26 protein-coding genes are annotated in these 14,675 nt (G+C 65.5%); all 26 read right to left on the reverse strand.

All coding sequences use genetic code 11. The features are described 5' to 3' along the window. Positions 1–69: 69 nt before the first annotated feature. The gene (rplQ, locus tag OOK38_RS09715) at positions 70–567 is read right to left on the reverse strand and encodes a 50S ribosomal protein L17 (protein WP_266761767.1); all 498 of its coding nucleotides are present in this window, start codon (positions 565–567) and stop codon (positions 70–72) included. Between the two features lie 125 nt (positions 568–692). After that, entirely contained in the window at positions 693–1,715 is a 1,023-nt protein-coding gene (locus OOK38_RS09720) for a DNA-directed RNA polymerase subunit alpha (RefSeq protein ID WP_003966937.1), read from the reverse strand. Positions 1,716–1,893: 178 nt separating this feature from the next. Next, positions 1,894–2,298 carry a 30S ribosomal protein S11 gene (gene rpsK / locus OOK38_RS09725; protein ID WP_003956432.1) on the reverse strand — a complete coding sequence of 135 codons (405 nt, stop codon included), beginning with the start codon at positions 2,296–2,298 and terminating at the stop codon, positions 1,894–1,896. Between the two features lie 69 nt (positions 2,299–2,367). Beyond that, positions 2,368–2,748 (reverse strand): 30S ribosomal protein S13, encoded by a 381-nt coding sequence (gene rpsM / locus OOK38_RS09730; RefSeq protein ID WP_081218901.1) that lies wholly within the window; start codon positions 2,746–2,748, stop codon positions 2,368–2,370. Positions 2,749–2,966: 218 nt separating this feature from the next. Continuing rightward, complete coding sequence (gene rpmJ / locus OOK38_RS09735) at positions 2,967–3,080, reverse strand: 50S ribosomal protein L36 (protein WP_003998809.1); 114 nt, start codon at positions 3,078–3,080, stop codon at positions 2,967–2,969. A 68-nt stretch (positions 3,081–3,148) separates the two neighbouring features. Beyond that, a complete protein-coding gene (gene infA, locus OOK38_RS09740) occupies positions 3,149–3,370 on the reverse strand; it encodes a translation initiation factor IF-1 (protein WP_003948620.1) in 222 nt (73 codons plus the stop codon). A 345-nt stretch (positions 3,371–3,715) separates the two neighbouring features. Then, a complete protein-coding gene (gene map / locus OOK38_RS09745; RefSeq protein ID WP_266761765.1) occupies positions 3,716–4,555 on the reverse strand; it encodes a type I methionyl aminopeptidase in 840 nt (279 codons plus the stop codon). A gap of 195 nt (positions 4,556–4,750) precedes the next feature. After that, positions 4,751–5,407, reverse strand: coding sequence for an adenylate kinase (locus tag OOK38_RS09750; protein ID WP_266761763.1), 657 nt, complete (start codon positions 5,405–5,407; stop codon positions 4,751–4,753). Then, positions 5,407–6,720, reverse strand: a complete 1,314-nt coding sequence (gene secY, locus OOK38_RS09755) for a preprotein translocase subunit SecY (RefSeq protein ID WP_266761761.1) — start codon at positions 6,718–6,720, stop codon at positions 5,407–5,409. Before secY ends, OOK38_RS09750 begins: the two co-directional genes overlap by 1 nt. A gap of 245 nt (positions 6,721–6,965) precedes the next feature. Beyond that, positions 6,966–7,421, reverse strand: coding sequence for a 50S ribosomal protein L15 (rplO, locus tag OOK38_RS09760; protein WP_189190330.1), 456 nt, complete (start codon positions 7,419–7,421; stop codon positions 6,966–6,968). A 2-nt stretch (positions 7,422–7,423) separates the two neighbouring features. Continuing rightward, positions 7,424–7,606, reverse strand: coding sequence for a 50S ribosomal protein L30 (rpmD, locus tag OOK38_RS09765; RefSeq protein ID WP_055553514.1), 183 nt, complete (start codon positions 7,604–7,606; stop codon positions 7,424–7,426). Then, a complete protein-coding gene (gene rpsE, locus OOK38_RS09770) occupies positions 7,606–8,211 on the reverse strand; it encodes a 30S ribosomal protein S5 (protein ID WP_037694140.1) in 606 nt (201 codons plus the stop codon). The genes rpmD and rpsE overlap by 1 nt, the downstream gene beginning before the upstream one ends. 41 nt (positions 8,212–8,252) lie before the next feature. Next, entirely contained in the window at positions 8,253–8,636 is a 384-nt protein-coding gene (rplR, locus tag OOK38_RS09775) for a 50S ribosomal protein L18 (protein ID WP_010986354.1), read from the reverse strand. 3 nt (positions 8,637–8,639) lie between these two features. After that, positions 8,640–9,179, reverse strand: coding sequence for a 50S ribosomal protein L6 (gene rplF / locus OOK38_RS09780; protein ID WP_266761757.1), 540 nt, complete (start codon positions 9,177–9,179; stop codon positions 8,640–8,642). A gap of 24 nt (positions 9,180–9,203) precedes the next feature. Then, positions 9,204–9,602 (reverse strand): 30S ribosomal protein S8, encoded by a 399-nt coding sequence (rpsH, locus tag OOK38_RS09785; protein WP_010986352.1) that lies wholly within the window; start codon positions 9,600–9,602, stop codon positions 9,204–9,206. A gap of 210 nt (positions 9,603–9,812) precedes the next feature. Then, complete coding sequence (locus OOK38_RS09790; protein ID WP_003948630.1) at positions 9,813–9,998, reverse strand: type Z 30S ribosomal protein S14; 186 nt, start codon at positions 9,996–9,998, stop codon at positions 9,813–9,815. A gap of 5 nt (positions 9,999–10,003) precedes the next feature. After that, positions 10,004–10,561, reverse strand: a complete 558-nt coding sequence (gene rplE, locus OOK38_RS09795; protein ID WP_037626984.1) for a 50S ribosomal protein L5 — start codon at positions 10,559–10,561, stop codon at positions 10,004–10,006. Continuing rightward, a complete protein-coding gene (gene rplX, locus OOK38_RS09800; protein WP_007494760.1) occupies positions 10,561–10,884 on the reverse strand; it encodes a 50S ribosomal protein L24 in 324 nt (107 codons plus the stop codon). Before rplX ends, rplE begins: the two co-directional genes overlap by 1 nt. A gap of 2 nt (positions 10,885–10,886) precedes the next feature. After that, positions 10,887–11,255 (reverse strand): 50S ribosomal protein L14, encoded by a 369-nt coding sequence (gene rplN, locus OOK38_RS09805; RefSeq protein ID WP_003998823.1) that lies wholly within the window; start codon positions 11,253–11,255, stop codon positions 10,887–10,889. A gap of 100 nt (positions 11,256–11,355) precedes the next feature. After that, positions 11,356–11,640, reverse strand: a complete 285-nt coding sequence (rpsQ, locus tag OOK38_RS09810; protein ID WP_266761752.1) for a 30S ribosomal protein S17 — start codon at positions 11,638–11,640, stop codon at positions 11,356–11,358. Next, positions 11,640–11,864: a 50S ribosomal protein L29 gene (gene rpmC / locus OOK38_RS09815; protein WP_003998824.1), complete on the reverse strand. Its 225-nt coding sequence runs from the start codon at positions 11,862–11,864 to the stop codon at positions 11,640–11,642. The genes rpsQ and rpmC overlap by 1 nt, the downstream gene beginning before the upstream one ends. Then, positions 11,864–12,283 (reverse strand): 50S ribosomal protein L16, encoded by a 420-nt coding sequence (rplP, locus tag OOK38_RS09820; RefSeq protein WP_099500627.1) that lies wholly within the window; start codon positions 12,281–12,283, stop codon positions 11,864–11,866. Before rplP ends, rpmC begins: the two co-directional genes overlap by 1 nt. Before the next feature lie 5 nt (positions 12,284–12,288). Continuing rightward, the gene (gene rpsC / locus OOK38_RS09825; RefSeq protein WP_266761750.1) at positions 12,289–13,119 is read right to left on the reverse strand and encodes a 30S ribosomal protein S3; all 831 of its coding nucleotides are present in this window, start codon (positions 13,117–13,119) and stop codon (positions 12,289–12,291) included. Continuing rightward, complete coding sequence (rplV, locus tag OOK38_RS09830) at positions 13,119–13,466, reverse strand: 50S ribosomal protein L22 (protein ID WP_006604878.1); 348 nt, start codon at positions 13,464–13,466, stop codon at positions 13,119–13,121. The genes rpsC and rplV overlap by 1 nt, the downstream gene beginning before the upstream one ends. 42 nt (positions 13,467–13,508) lie before the next feature. Beyond that, positions 13,509–13,790 (reverse strand): 30S ribosomal protein S19, encoded by a 282-nt coding sequence (gene rpsS / locus OOK38_RS09835; RefSeq protein WP_024755409.1) that lies wholly within the window; start codon positions 13,788–13,790, stop codon positions 13,509–13,511. Positions 13,791–13,802: 12 nt separating this feature from the next. Then, positions 13,803–14,639, reverse strand: coding sequence for a 50S ribosomal protein L2 (gene rplB, locus OOK38_RS09840; RefSeq protein WP_153289116.1), 837 nt, complete (start codon positions 14,637–14,639; stop codon positions 13,803–13,805). Positions 14,640–14,675 lie beyond the last annotated feature (36 nt).

A 14,675-nucleotide genomic window follows, 5' to 3' on the forward strand; every position in this document is an offset into this window, starting at 1 on the left:
CATCTCCCCGGCAACGCGAAAGCGGGCCCGCCCCCGAAGGGACGGACCCGCTCACAGCAAGGCAGTGCCTCAGGCGTCCTTCGACTCCTCGGCGGGAGCCTCAGCGGCGTCCTCGACCTTGGTGTCCTCGACCTTGGCCGGAGCCTCGGTCTCCTTGACGGCACGCTTGGTGGCCGCCTCGGCCTCACCGGTGGCCTGCTGGGCCACGGTCAGGGCCTCCACCAGCTCGATGACAGCCATGGGCGCGTTGTCGCCACGGCGGTTACCGATCTTGGTGATACGGGTGTAGCCACCCGGGCGGTTCTCGTAGCGCGGGCCGATCTCGGTGAAGAGCGTGTGCACGATGCTCTTGTCCGTGATCACCGAGAGCACCTGACGGCGGTTGTGAAGGTCACCCTTCTTCGCCTTGGTGACCAGACGCTCCGCGTAGGGACGCAGGCGACGGGCCTTGGCCTCGGTGGTGGTGATGCGGCCGTGCTCGAAGAGCGACTTCGCGAGGTTCGCGAGGAGCAGCTTCTCGTGCGCGGCGCTGCCGCCCAGACGGGCACCCTTGGCGGGCTTCGGCATGGTTTCTCCTAGGTGTCTGCCCCGGCCGTATCAGGTACCGAGGTCAGTGTCCGAGCGGGCGATTGCCCGTCGAAGATCCGGGGTCCCGAAGGACCCCGGAGGACGGAAGGCGTCCCAGTACCGGATCAGTACTGCTCGGTCTCCACGAAACCCGCGTCCGCGTCGTCGTCGGCGCCGAAGGCGTCGGCGGCGGCGGTCGGGTCGAATCCGGGCGGGCTGTCCTTGAGGGCCAGGCCCATGCCGGCCAGCTTCGCCTTGACCTCGTCGATGGACTTCGCACCGAAGTTGCGGATGTCCAGGAGGTCGGCCTCGGAGCGGGCGACGAGCTCACCCACGGAGTGGATGCCCTCACGCTTGAGGCAGTTGTACGAGCGGACCGTGAGCTCCAGCTCCTCGATCGGCAGCGCGAGATCGGCGGCAAGGGCGGCGTCCGTGGGGGACGGGCCCATGTCGATGCCCTCGGCGTCGATGTTGAGCTCGCGGGCCAGACCGAACAGCTCGACCAGGGTCTTACCGGCCGACGCCATGGCGTCACGGGGACGCATGGCCTGCTTGGTCTCGACGTCGACGATCAGCTTGTCGAAGTCGGTGCGCTGCTCGACACGGGTGGCCTCGACCTTGTACGTGACCTTCAGCACCGGCGAGTAGATCGAGTCGACCGGGATGCGCCCGATCTCCTGACCGACCTGCTTGTTCTGAACGGCGGAGACGTAGCCGCGACCGCGCTCGACGGTCAGCTCCATCTCCAGCTTGCCCTTGCCGTTGAGCGTGGCGAGGACGAGGTCGGGGTTGTGGACCTCGACACCGGCCGGGGGCGCGATGTCGGCGGCGGTGACCAGACCCGGGCCCTGCTTGCGCAGGTACATCACGACGGGCTCGTCGTGCTCCGAGGAGACGACCAGCTGCTTGATGTTGAGGATCAGGTCGGTGACGTCCTCCTTGACGCCCGGCACGGTGGTGAACTCGTGCAGGACACCGTCGATGCGGATGCTGGTGACAGCAGCGCCGGGGATCGACGAGAGGAGGGTGCGGCGCAGGGAGTTGCCGAGGGTGTAGCCGAAGCCCGGCTCCAGCGGCTCGATCACGAACCGGGAGCGGAATTCGTCGACGACCTCTTCGGTCAACGAGGGACGCTGAGCGATCAGCATGTGTGGATCAATCCTTTTTTTCGTGGACGCCCGCTATTTGACGCCCGACGGAACCGCGCCTCGCGAGAGGCCGGGTACAGCAAGGGTACGGGCGATACGGCCCTTTTACGGAGCCGTACCGCCCGGAAACCTCGAACCAGCACAGGGCCGTCAGGAACGACGACCGAGCGGCCGTGCGTCAGACGCGGCGGCGCTTCGGCGGACGGCAGCCGTTGTGCGGGGTGGGGGTGACGTCCTGGATCGAGCCGACCTCGAGGCCAGTGGCCTGGAGGGAGCGGATCGCGGTCTCGCGACCGGAGCCCGGGCCCTTCACGAAGACGTCAACCTTGCGCATGCCGTGCTCCTGCGCGCGACGGGCGGCCGACTCGGCGGCCATCTGCGCGGCGAAGGGGGTGGACTTGCGCGAGCCCTTGAAGCCGACGTGGCCGGCGGAGGCCCAGGAGATCACGTTGCCCGAGGGGTCCGTGATCGAGACGATCGTGTTGTTGAACGTGCTCTTGATGTGGGCGTGCCCGTGAGCGACGTTCTTCTTTTCCTTGCGGCGCACCTTCTTGGCAGCGCCCTGACGACCCTTGGGGGGCATCTATTTCTCCTACGGGGAGGTGGTCGGTCCTACAGCGAAGACCGCTGGTGAAGCGTTGTCCGCTGAGGACTACTTCTTGCCCGGCTTCTTCTTGCCGGCGATCGCGCGACGCGGGCCCTTGCGGGTACGAGCGTTCGTGCTGGTGCGCTGACCGTGCACGGGCAGGCCACGACGGTGGCGGATGCCCTGGTAGCAGCCGATCTCGATCTTGCGGCGAATGTCGCCCTGGATCTCGCGACGGAGGTCACCCTCGGTCTTGATGTTGGCGTCCACGTACTCGCGGATCTTGACCAGCTCCTCCTCGGAGAGGTCACGAACGCGCGTGTTGGGGTTCACGCCAGTCTCGGCCAGCGTCAGCTGGGAAAGCGTCCGGCCGATGCCGAACACATAGGTGAGGGCGACCTCCACACGCTTTTCGCGCGGGATGTCAACACCGGAAACGCGTGCCATTCAATGGCTCCAGTTGTCGTTCGGAGGTCTTCCGCAGAACCGGATCCCGCCCGCCGTCGTCCTCTGATCCAAGGGATCGAGCATTCGGTACGAACCGGGTCCCCGGCCTCCGACCGGGGGTGTCAGGCCTGATGAGACTCAGCCCTGGATCCTGCGTATGAACATGTACTACTGCGTCGCGCGAAGTATCTGCGGGGTGCAGAAGGTGCGGTCGTGCGTCAGCCCTGGCGCTGCTTGTGGCGCGGGTTTTCGCAAATGACCATGACCCGACCGTGACGGCGGATCACCCTGCACTTGTCGCAGATCTTCTTGACGCTCGGCTTGACCTTCATTAGGTGAGGTTCTCCGGGTCAGTGCCACCCCCCGTGTCCCGGAACCGGGACACGGAGCAAGGCAAGATCTACTTGTAGCGGTAGACGATCCGGCCGCGCGTCAGGTCGTACGGAGACAACTCCACCACGACCCGGTCGTCAGGGAGGATGCGGATGTAGTGCATGCGCATCTTGCCGCTGATGTGCGCCAGGACCTGGTGGCCGTTCTGGAGCTCCACCTTGAACATCGCGTTCGGAAGAGACTCAACGACAGTGCCCTCGATCTCGATGGCACCTTGCTTCTTGGCCACGCTTTGCCCTTCGAATCGACTACCTTGATCGACTTCGTGCGAGCGCATGCAGACATGCGGGTGCACGAGAGCCGACGAGTCAGTCTACGTCAGGGCTCCCGGAAAGACGAATTCGTCTCCGGCCACCTCCGCCATTCATGACGATGCCCCACCCGTCGACGCGGTATGCGCGAGGGGCAGGGCTGACCGGTCGTACGGTCGGCGGAGTGACGGGAGGGGGAGAAGTGAGAAAAGAAATCGAACGCAAGATCGATCTTAGAGGATCTTGCGGATGCCTCCGCGGGTGACACTTCGACGCGGGAGGGCGCCGGGCCGCGCTCGGCCCGTCGGGACAACGCCGGTGCTTCAGCCCGCGAGGGGGTCGGGCGCCGCCGTGACGCCGTGCTCGGCGAGCTTCGCCCGGCCGCAGTCGGGCGCCGTGAGAACCAGCGGCCCTTCCTCGGTCAGCGCCACCGAGTGCTCCCAGTGCGAGGACCAGGTCCCGTCCGTGGTGATCACGGTCCAGTCGTCCTCGAGCGTTTCGGTCCGCGGTGTGCCGAGCGACACCATCGGCTCGATCGCGAGGCAGAACCCGGGGACCAGCTTCGGCCCCTTCCCCCGCTTCCGCTCGACGTAGTTCAGCAGGTGCGGGTCCATGTGCATCTCGGTGCCGATGCCGTGGCCGCCGAAGTCCTCGATGATCCCGTACTTGCCGCCGCCCGGCTTCGGCTGGCGGCGGATGTAGGTCTCGATGGCCCGCGAGACGTCCACCAGCCGGTTGCCCTGCTTCATGGCCGCGATGCCCGCCCACATCGACTCCTCGGTCACCCGGGAGAGCTCGATCAGCTCAGGAGCGTGGCCGGAGCCCACGAACGCGGTGTACGCGGCGTCGCCGTGCCAGCCGTCCACGATCGCGCCGGCGTCGATGGAGATGATGTCGCCGTCCTTCAGGACGGTCTTGTCGTCCGGGATGCCGTGGACGACGACCTCGTTGGCCGAGGTGCAGATCGTCGCGGGGAAACCGCCGTACCCGAGGAAGTTCGACTTGGCGCCGTGCTCGGCGAGCACCTTGCGCGCGACCTCGTCCAGATCCCGGGTCGTCGCACCGGGTACGGCCGCTTCCCGGGTGGCCGCATGAATGGCCGCGACGACCAGCCCGGCCTCACGCATCTTGGCGATCTGCTCGGGGCTCTTGATCTGCACCATGGTGGCTGCGGCCTTTCTGGACCGGAACGACGGACTACTCCAACGATACGGGGGACTGGTCCCACCCCGCCCGGGGTCCTGGACCCCTTGCCTCGCACGTCGGCCGCGGCACCCGGAGAGGGTGCCGCGGCCGATGCGACGTACTTCTTCACGCTCCCCCGCGACACGCGTGCGTCACGGAACGGACCGCAGGGACTAGGCGTCCTCGCGGGCCAGAGCCCCCATCGCGCGCGCCGTGACCTCTTCGACCTTGCCGAGCGCCGGGATCGTGACGACCAGGCTCTGGGACCGGTAGTAGTCGATGATCGGCTCGGTCTGCGTGTGGTAGACCTCCAGCCGCGTACGGACGGTGTCCTCGGAGTCGTCGTCACGCTGGTACAGCTCGCCGCCGCAGACGTCACAGACGCCTTCCTGCTTCGGCGCCTTGTACGACACGTGGAAGACGTGCGCCGAGTCGTTGCGGCAGATGCGACGGCCCGCGATACGGCGGACCACCTCGTCCTCGGGGACCTCCAGGTCCAGCACCGCGTCCAGCTTCATGCCCTCGGTGCTCAGCATCTCGTCGAGCGCCTCGGCCTGCGAGACGTTGCGCGGGAAGCCGTCGAGCAGGAAGCCGTTCTCCGCGTCGGGCTGCTCCATGCGGTCCTTGGCCATGGCGATGGTGACCTCGTCCGGTACCAGTTCGCCCTTGTCCATGTAGGACTTCGCCAGCTTGCCGAGCTCCGTCTGCTGAGAGATGTTGGCGCGGAACAGGTCGCCCGTTGAGATGTGCGGGATCGCCAGATTGTTGGCGAGGAACGCGGCCTGCGTTCCCTTCCCGGCACCGGGCGGCCCGACGAGGACGATTCGCATCAGCGGAGGAACCCTTCGTAATTGCGCTGCTGAAGCTGGCTCTCGATCTGCTTCACCGTCTCGAGGCCGACACCCACGATGATCAGGATGCTTGTGCCACCGAACGGGAAGTTCTGGTTTGCCCCGAAACCAACCAACGCCACTGTCGGCACGAGAGCGATCAGCCCCAGATACAGCGAACCCGGCCAGGTGATCCGGTTGAGTACGTAACTGAGGTACTCAGCGGTCGGCCGGCCAGCCCGGATGCCCGGGATGAAGCCACCATACTTCTTCATGTTGTCGGCGACTTCCTCGGGGTTGAACGAGATCGCCACGTAGAAGAACGCGAAGAAAACGATCAGAAGGAAGTACATCGTGATGTAAATCGGGTGGTCACCCTTGGTCAGGTTGTCCGTGACCCACGTCTTCCACCCGGAATCGCTCTTCGAGAACTGGGCGATCAGGCTCGGAATGTAGAGCAGCGACGAGGCGAAGATGACAGGAATCACACCTGCCTGGTTGACCTTCAGCGGAATGTAGGTCGAGGTACCACCGTAGGAACGGCGGCCGATCATGCGCTTCGCGTACTGGACCGGAATCCGGCGCTGCGCCTGCTCGACGAAGACCACCAGGCCAACCATGGCCAGACCCACGGCGATGACCGTGCCGAACTCGATCCAGCCGTCGGCCAGCTTGCCCTGGATCTTGACCGTCCACAGCGCGCTCGGGAAGGTCGCGGCGATCGAGATGAACATGAGGATCGACATGCCGTTGCCGATGCCGCGGTCGGTGATGAGCTCACCGAGCCACATGACGACGCAGGTACCGGCGGTCATCGTGACCACCATCGTGATGGTGGTGAAGATCGACTGGTCCGGGACGATCTGGTTCGCCACGGGGCAGCCCGAGAACAGGGCGCCGCTGCGGGCGGTGGCCACCAGGCCGGTGCCCTGCAGGATGGCGAGCGCGACCGTCAGATAACGCGTGTACTGCGTGATCTTCGCCGTACCGGCCGAGCCCTCCTTCTTGAGGGCTTCCAGTCGCGGGATCACCACGGTGAGCAGCTGGAGAATGATGCTCGCCGTGATGTACGGCATGATGCCGAGCGCGAAGATCGTGATCTGCAGCAGCGCGCCGCCACTGAACATGTTGATCAGGCTGAAAAGCCCGCGGTTCGTGTCGGCCATGTCAATGCACGACTGGACATTCTTGTAGTCCACGCCGGGGATCGGAACGTGGGTACCGACCCGGTAGACCACGATGATGCCGAGCGTGAAGAGGAGCTTCTTGCGCAGGTCGGGCGTCCTGAACGCCCGGGCGAACGCGGTGAGCACGGTGCCTCCTGCGACCCCCGCGCTACTGCGTCAGAGGGTGACGGTCTTGAGGTTCGACGGATGACTGACAGCTAACCAACAGTCAAAGCCCGTCCGGAGTTCCCTTGAGGCACGCCGGACGAAAATCAACAGTGCAGGCCACCTTACCGGCGACACTGCCCCCCTAGGAACGACCAACCGGGGATGCCCCTTTTGTGGGGCATCCCCGGTCGGGATCGCTCAGGTCATCGAGACGCCTGCTGAAATCAGACGAGCTCGGTGACGGTACCGCCGGCGGCGGTGATCTTCTCCTTGGCGGAGCCGGAGACGGCGTCGACCGTCACCTGCAGCGCCACGGAGATCTCGCCCTGGCCGAGGACCTTGACGAGGCTGTTCTTGCGAACGGCACCCTTGGCGACGAGACCCTCGACGGTGACCTCGCCACCCTCCGGGTACAGCGCGCCCAGCTTGTCGAGGTTCACGACCTGGAACTCGGTCTTGAACGGGTTACGGAAGCCCTTCAGCTTCGGAAGACGCATGTGGAGGGGCATCTGGCCACCCTCGAAGCGCTCCGGAACCTGGTAGCGGGCCTTCGTGCCCTTGGTACCACGACCAGCCGTCTTACCCTTCGACGCCTCACCACGACCAACACGGGTCTTGGCGGTCTTGGCGCCCGGGGCGGGACGGAGGTTGTGGATCTTGAGCGGGTTGTTTTCCGCCATGATCAGTCGACCTCCTCGACCGTCACGAGGTGGCGGACGGTGTGAACCATTCCGCGGAACTCGGGGCGGTCCTCCTTGACGACCTGCGTGTTGATGCCCTTGAGACCAAGGGAGCGCAGGGTGTCACGGTGGTTCTGCTTGCTGCCGATGTACGACTTCGTCTGCGTGACCTTGAGGCGAGCCATTACGCACCCGCCCCGGCACGTGCACGAAGGAGAGCCGCGGGGGCGACGTCCTCGAGGGGCAGACCACGGCGAGCCGCGATCTCCTCGGGACGCTGCAGGCCCTTGAGGGCCGCCACGGTCGCGTGCACGATGTTGATCGCGTTGGAAGAACCGAGCGACTTCGACAGGATGTCGTGAACGCCGGCGCACTCCAGGACAGCACGCACCGGGCCACCGGCGATAACGCCGGTACCGGGGGAAGCAGGCTTGAGCAGGACGACGCCCGCGGCCTTCTCGCCCGTGATCGGGTGCGGGATGGTGCCCTGGATACGGGGGACCTTGAAGAAGTGCTTCTTGGCCTCTTCAACACCCTTGGCGATCGCGGCCGGCACCTCCTTGGCCTTGCCGTAACCGACACCGACGGTGCCGTCACCATCGCCCACCACGACCAGCGCGGTGAAGCTGAAGCGACGACCACCCTTCACAACCTTGGCGACGCGGTTGATCGCGACAACGCGCTCAACGTACGCGGTCTTCTCGGCAGCAGCTGCGCCGCCGTCACGGCCCTTCCGGTCCCGCCGCTCGCCGCCACCGGCACCGCCACCGCGGCGCTGGGGTCCAGCCATTGGAATTACCTCTCTCTGTTTCCGCTAGCTACGGAACCGACTCAGAACTTGAGTCCGGCTTCGCGGGCGGCGTCCGCCAGGGCGGCAATGCGCCCGGCGTACTGGTTTCCACCACGGTCGAATACGACAGCCTCGACACCGGCGGCCTTGGCGCGCTCGGCGACAAGGGCGCCGACCGACTTGGCCTGAGCCGACTTGTCGCTCTCGCCGCCGCGGATCGTCGTGTCCAGGGTCGACGCCGACGCGAGGGTGTGACCCTTAACGTCGTCGATGACCTGGGCCACGATGTGGCGGTTGGAGCGCGTCACGACCAGGCGCGGACGCTCAGCCGTACCCGAGATGTGCTTACGGATCCGGATGTGACGACGCTTGATGGCAGCACGCTTGTAAGCGTCGCCCTTAGCAATCTTGACACCGTATGCCATGGCTTACTTACCCGCCTTTCCGACCTTGCGGCGGATGACTTCGCCTTCGTACTTGACGCCCTTGGCCTTGTACGGGTCGGGCTTGCGCAGCTTGCGGATGTTGGCCGCAACCTCGCCGACCTTCTGCTTGTCGATGCCCTCGACCGAGAAACGGGTGGGGGCCTCAACCTTGAAGGTGATGCCCTCGGGGGCCTCGACGGTGATCGAGTGGCTGTAGCCGAGCGAGAACTCCAGGTTGGAGCCCTTCGCCAGGACGCGGTAACCGACACCGCTGATCTCGAGCTTCTTCACGTAACCCTCGGTCACGCCGGTGATCATGTTCGCCACCAGCGTGCGGGACAGGCCGTGGAGGGCCTTGTTCTGACGCTCGTCGTTCGGGCGGGTGACGTTCAGAACGCCGTCCTCGCCCTTAGCGATCTCGATCGGCGCCGCAATGGTGTGAGAGAGGGTGCCCTTGGGACCCTTCACCGCAACCGTACGGCCGTCGATGGTGACGTCCACGCCGGCGGGAACCGTGATGGGGAGCTTGCCAATACGCGACATAGCTGTTTCCTCCGTTCCCTTCCGTTACCAGACGTAGGCGAGAACTTCTCCGCCTACGCCCTTCTTGCCGGCCTGCTTGTCGGTGAGGAGCCCGTGCGACGTGGAGATGATCGCCACGCCCAGGCCGCCCAGCACCTTCGGCAGGTTGGTGGACTTCGCGTAAACCCGGAGACCGGGCTTGGAGATCCGCTTGATGCCCGCGATGGAGCGCTCACGGTTCGGGCCGAACTTCAGCTCGAGAACGAGGTTCTTGCCGACCTCGGCGTCCTCGACCTTCCAGCCCGTGATGAAGCCCTCCTGCTGGAGGATCTCCGCGATGTGCGACTTGATCTTGCTGTGCGGCATACCCACGGTGTCGTGGTACGCCGAGTTCGCGTTACGCAGACGCGTAAGCATGTCTGCGATCGGATCAGTCATGGTCATGAATTGGCCTTCGGCCTCTCTCGCCGGGGTTTCCTGTATGCGCCATCCCTCTCCCCACTCATGGGCGGGACGGGTGCGGTGCGGGGACCTACGGCGTAGTAAGTCGTACGGGCGTCAGGCGCCCAACCCTCCTAGCCTAAGCCATGGAGAGGTGGGCACCTGACAGAGCCCTTTGCTTACCGAGAGTCCTGGATCCCTGAATTACAGGGACTACCAGGAGCTCTTGGTCACGCCCGGCAGCTCGCCACGGTGAGCCATCTCACGAAGGCAGACGCGGCACAGGCCGAACTTGCGGTACACGGAGTGCGGACGACCGCAGCGCTGGCAGCGCGTGTAGCCACGCACACCGAACTTGGGCTTACGAGCAGCCTTGGCAATCAGAGCCTTCTTCGCCATCTCGCTTACGCCTCCTTGAAGGGGAAGCCGAGGTGACGGAGAAGGGCACGGCCCTCAGCGTCGTTGGTCGCCGTGGTCACCACGGTGATGTCCATGCCCCGGGTACGGTCGATCTTGTCCTGGTCGATCTCGTGGAACATGACCTGCTCCGTGAGACCGAAGGTGTAGTTGCCACGGCCGTCGAACTGCTTGGGGGACAGACCACGGAAGTCGCGGATGCGCGGGAGCGCGAGCGACAGGGTGCGGTCCAGGAATTCCCACATGCGGTCGCCACGGAGCGTGACGTGGGCACCGATCGGCTGACCCTCACGCAGCTTGAACTGCGCGATGGACTTGCGGGCCTTGGTGATGGCCGGCTTCTGACCGGTGATCGTGGTCAGGTCACGGACGGCACCGTCCATGAGCTTCGAGTCACGGGCGGCGTCGCCGACACCCATGTTGACCACGATCTTGACGAGGCCCGGCGTCTGCATGACGTTCTCGTAGGAGAACTCTTCCTGCAGCTTCGCCGCGATCTCCTCGCGGTACTTCGTCTTGAGACGCGGAGTGGTGGTGGTAGCCATCAGATGTCCTCACCCGTCCGCTTGGCAACGCGGATCTTGTTGCCCTCGTCGTCGAAGCGGTAACCGACGCGCGTGACGACCTTGTTGCCGTCCTTCTCAACGACCAGCTGGACGTTGGAGACGTGGACGGGCGCCTCGGTCGTGACGATGCCACCGGCCTGCGAACCCTTGGCGGTCGGGCCGGCCTTCGTGTGCTTCTTGACCCGGTTGACACCCTCGACCAGGACGCGCTCGTCGCGCGGGTAAGCGGCAATGACCTTGCCCTGCTTGCCCTTGTCCTTACCGGTGATGACCTGAACCAGGTCGCCCTTCTTGATCTTCATGCTTACAGCACCTCCGGCGCGAGCGAGATGATCTTCATGAACTTCTTCTCGCGCAGCTCACGGCCGACAGGGCCGAAGATACGGGTGCCGCGAGGGTCGCCGTCGTTCTTCAGAATGACGGCGGCGTTCTCGTCGAAGCGGATGTACGAGCCGTCCGGACGGCGGCGCTCCTTGACGGTGCGAACGATGACAGCCTTGACGACGTCACCCTTCTTCACGTTGCCGCCGGGGATCGCGTCCTTGACGGTGGCGACGATGACGTCACCGATGCCCGCGTAGCGGCGACCGGAGCCACCGAGCACACGGATGCAAAGGATTTCCTTCGCACCAGTGTTGTCGGCGACACGCAGTCGCGACTCCTGCTGGATCACGTCTATCTCCTGATTGTCTGCCGGTTCCCGGGGCGGGACCGTCTAGGACGGTCCCGCCCCGAGCCTGGCGGAACGAACCTGAGGGATACCCCTCAGGTAATTACTTGGCCTTCTCGAGGATCTCGACGATGCGCCAGCGCTTCGTCGAGGACAGCGGCCGGGTCTCCATCAGGAGGACGCGGTCGCCGACGCCGGCGGCGTTCTGCTCGTCGTGGGCCTTGAGCTTGTTCGTACGGCGGATGACCTTGCCGTACAGCGCGTGCTTCACGCGGTCCTCGACAGCGACGACGACGGTCTTGTCCATCTTGTCGCTGACGACCAGACCCTCACGGGTCTTGCGGAAACCGCGGTCGGTCTTCTGCTCAGTCACGTTGCTCTCGCTCATCAGGCGCTCTCCACCGTCTCGATGCCCAGCTCGCGCTCACGCATGAGGGTGTAGATCCGCGCGATGTCCTTGCGGACGGCCTTGAGCCGACCGTGGTTCTCGAGCTGACCGGTCGCCGCCTGGAAGCGGAGGTTGAACAGCTCTTCCTTGGCTTCGCGGAGCTTCGCGAGAAGCTCCTCGTCACCCAGTTCGCGCAGCTCGGACGCCTTGGTACCGGCCGACATCACGCTTCACCTGCCTCGCGCTTGACGATCCGGCACTTCATCGGCAGCTTGTGGGCTGCGCGAGTGAGGGCCTCACGGGCGATCTTCTCGTTGGGGTAGGACAGTTCGAACATGACCCGGCCCGGGTGCACGTTCGCGACCCACCACTCGGGGGAACCCTTACCGGAACCCATGCGGGTCTCGGCGGGCTTCTTCGTGAGCGGGCGGTCCGGGTAGATGTTGATCCAGACCTTGCCGCCACGCTTGATGTGGCGGGTCATCGCGATACGCGCGGCCTCGATCTGACGGTTCGTCACGTACGCCGGCGTGAGGGCCTGAATGCCGTACTCGCCGAACGAAACCTGCGTACCGCCCTTGGCCTGACCACGGCGCTTCGGGTGGTGCTGCTTGCGGTGCTTGACCCTGCGGGGGATCAGCATGTCGGTCAGGCCTCCGTTCCGGTGCTCTCAGCCGGAGCGGCAGCCGGAGCCTCGGCCTTGGGGGCCTCGGCAGCGGGAGCCTGCTGCGGCTTACGACCGCGACCGCCACGCTCGCCACCACGGCCACCACGGCCGGCCGGGCGGTCGTTGCCGCCACGGGCCGGGCGGTTGCCGGCACGGGCAGCGGCGTTCTCGGCGCGAACCTCGGCGATGTTCTTGACGTCGCCCTTGTAGATCCAGACCTTCACGCCGATACGGCCGAAGGTCGTCTTGGCCTCGAAGAAGCCGTAGTCCACGTTCGCGCGGAGCGTGTGCAGGGGCACACGGCCCTCGCGGTAGAACTCCGAGCGGGACATCTCGGCGCCGCCGAGACGGCCACCACACTGGATCTTGATGCCCTTGGCGCCGGCCTTCATCGTGCCCTGCATGCTCTTACGCATGGCGCGACGGAAGGAGACGCGGGAGGACAGCTGCTCGGCAACGGCCTGAGCAACCAGCTGAGCGTCGGTCTCGGGGCTCTTGACCTCGAGGATGTTCAGCTGGACCTGCTTGCCCGTGAGCTTCTCGAGGTCACCGCGGATGCGGTCGGCCTCGGCGCCACGGCGGCCGATGACGATGCCGGGACGCGCGGTGTGGATGTCCACCCGCACGCGGTCACGGGTGCGCTCGATCTCAACCTTCGAGATGCCGGCGCGCTCCATGCCGGACGTCATCATCCGACGGATGGCGACGTCTTCCTTGACGTAGTCCTTGTACAGCTTGTCGGCGTACCAGCGGGACTTGAAGTCCGTGGTGATGCCGAGCCGGAACCCATGCGGGTTAACCTTCTGGCCCATTACCGGGTTCCTTCCTTGCTGCTGACGACCACGGTGATGTGGCTGGTCCGCTTGCGGATCCGGTAGGCACGGCCCTGGGCACGCGGCCGGAACCGCTTCAGGGTCGGACCCTCGTCGACGTAGGCCTCGGAGATGACGAGGCTGCCGGCGTCGGTGTGGTCGTAGTTGTGTGCGGCGTTGGCAATGGCGCTGTCAAGCACCTTGCCGACCGGCACGCTCGCGGCCTGCGGGGCGAAACGCAGGACCGCCTGAGCCTCCGTGGCATCCATGCCACGGATAAGGTCCACCACTCGGCGGGCCTTCATGGGCGTAACGCGGATGTACCGCGCCTGGGCCCTGGCTTCCATGGTTGTCCTTCCAGTGTCTGTCATGGTCGATTCCACCCCGCGTTAGCGGCGCTTCGACTTCCGGTCGTCCTTGACGTGACCCCGGAAGGTGCGCGTCGGCGAGAACTCGCCGAGCTTGTGGCCGACCATCGACTCGGTGACAAACACCGGGATGTGGGTCTTGCCGTTGTGCACCGCGATCGTGTGGCCGAGCATGGCCGGGATGATCATCGAGCGACGGGACCAGGTCTTGATGACGTTCTTGGTACCGGCTTCGTTCTGTACGTCCACCTTCTTTACAAGGTGTCCGTCGACGAAGGGTCCCTTCTTGAGACTGCGCGGCATCTAAACCCGCTCCTAGCGCTTCTTGTTCGTCTTGCGGCGGCGGACGATGTACTTGTTCGAAGCCTTCTTCGGCGAACGAGTACGACCCTCCTTCTGACCCCACGGGGAGACCGGGTGGCGACCACCGGAGGTCTTGCCCTCACCACCACCGTGCGGGTGGTCAACCGGGTTCATCGCCACACCGCGGACGGACGGGCGAACGCCCAGCCAGCGCTTACGGCCGGCCTTACCCCAGTTGATGTTGCTCTGCTCGGCGTTGCCGACCTCGCCGACCGTGGCGCGGCAGCGCTGGTCGACCAGACGGATCTCACCGGAGGGCATGCGGAGGTGGGCCATGGTGCCCTCCTTCGCGAGCAGCTGCACCGAGGCACCGGCGGAGCGGGCGAACTTGGCGCCGCCACCGGGACGGATCTCGATCGCGTGGATCGTGGTACCGACCGGGATGTTGCGGAGCGCCAGGTTGTTGCCCGGCTTGATGTCGGCCCCGGGACCGTTCTCGACGCGGTCACCCTGCGACAGGTTGCGGGGGGCGAGGATGTAGCGCTTCTCGCCGTCCGCGTAGTGAAGCAGCGCGATGCGCGCGGTGCGGTTGGGGTCGTACTCGATGTGCGCGACCTTCGCCGGCACGCCGTCCTTGTCGTGACGACGGAAGTCGATCACTCGGTAGGCGCGCTTGTGTCCGCCACCCTGGTGGCGAACGGTCACACGACCGGAATTGTTACGGCCGCCCTTGCTGTGCAGGGGGCGAACCAGCGACTTCTCCGGCGTGGACCGCGTGACCTCGACGAAGTCGGCGACGCTGGAGCCACGACGGCCCGGCGTAGTCGGCTTGTACTTGCGGATTCCCATTTCTCAGTCCTCGTCCGATATTCGGACCAGGGCACT

The sequence above is a fragment of the Streptomyces sp. NBC_00568 genome (genome assembly GCF_026341855.1).
GTDB lineage: Bacteria > Actinomycetota > Actinomycetes > Streptomycetales > Streptomycetaceae > Streptomyces.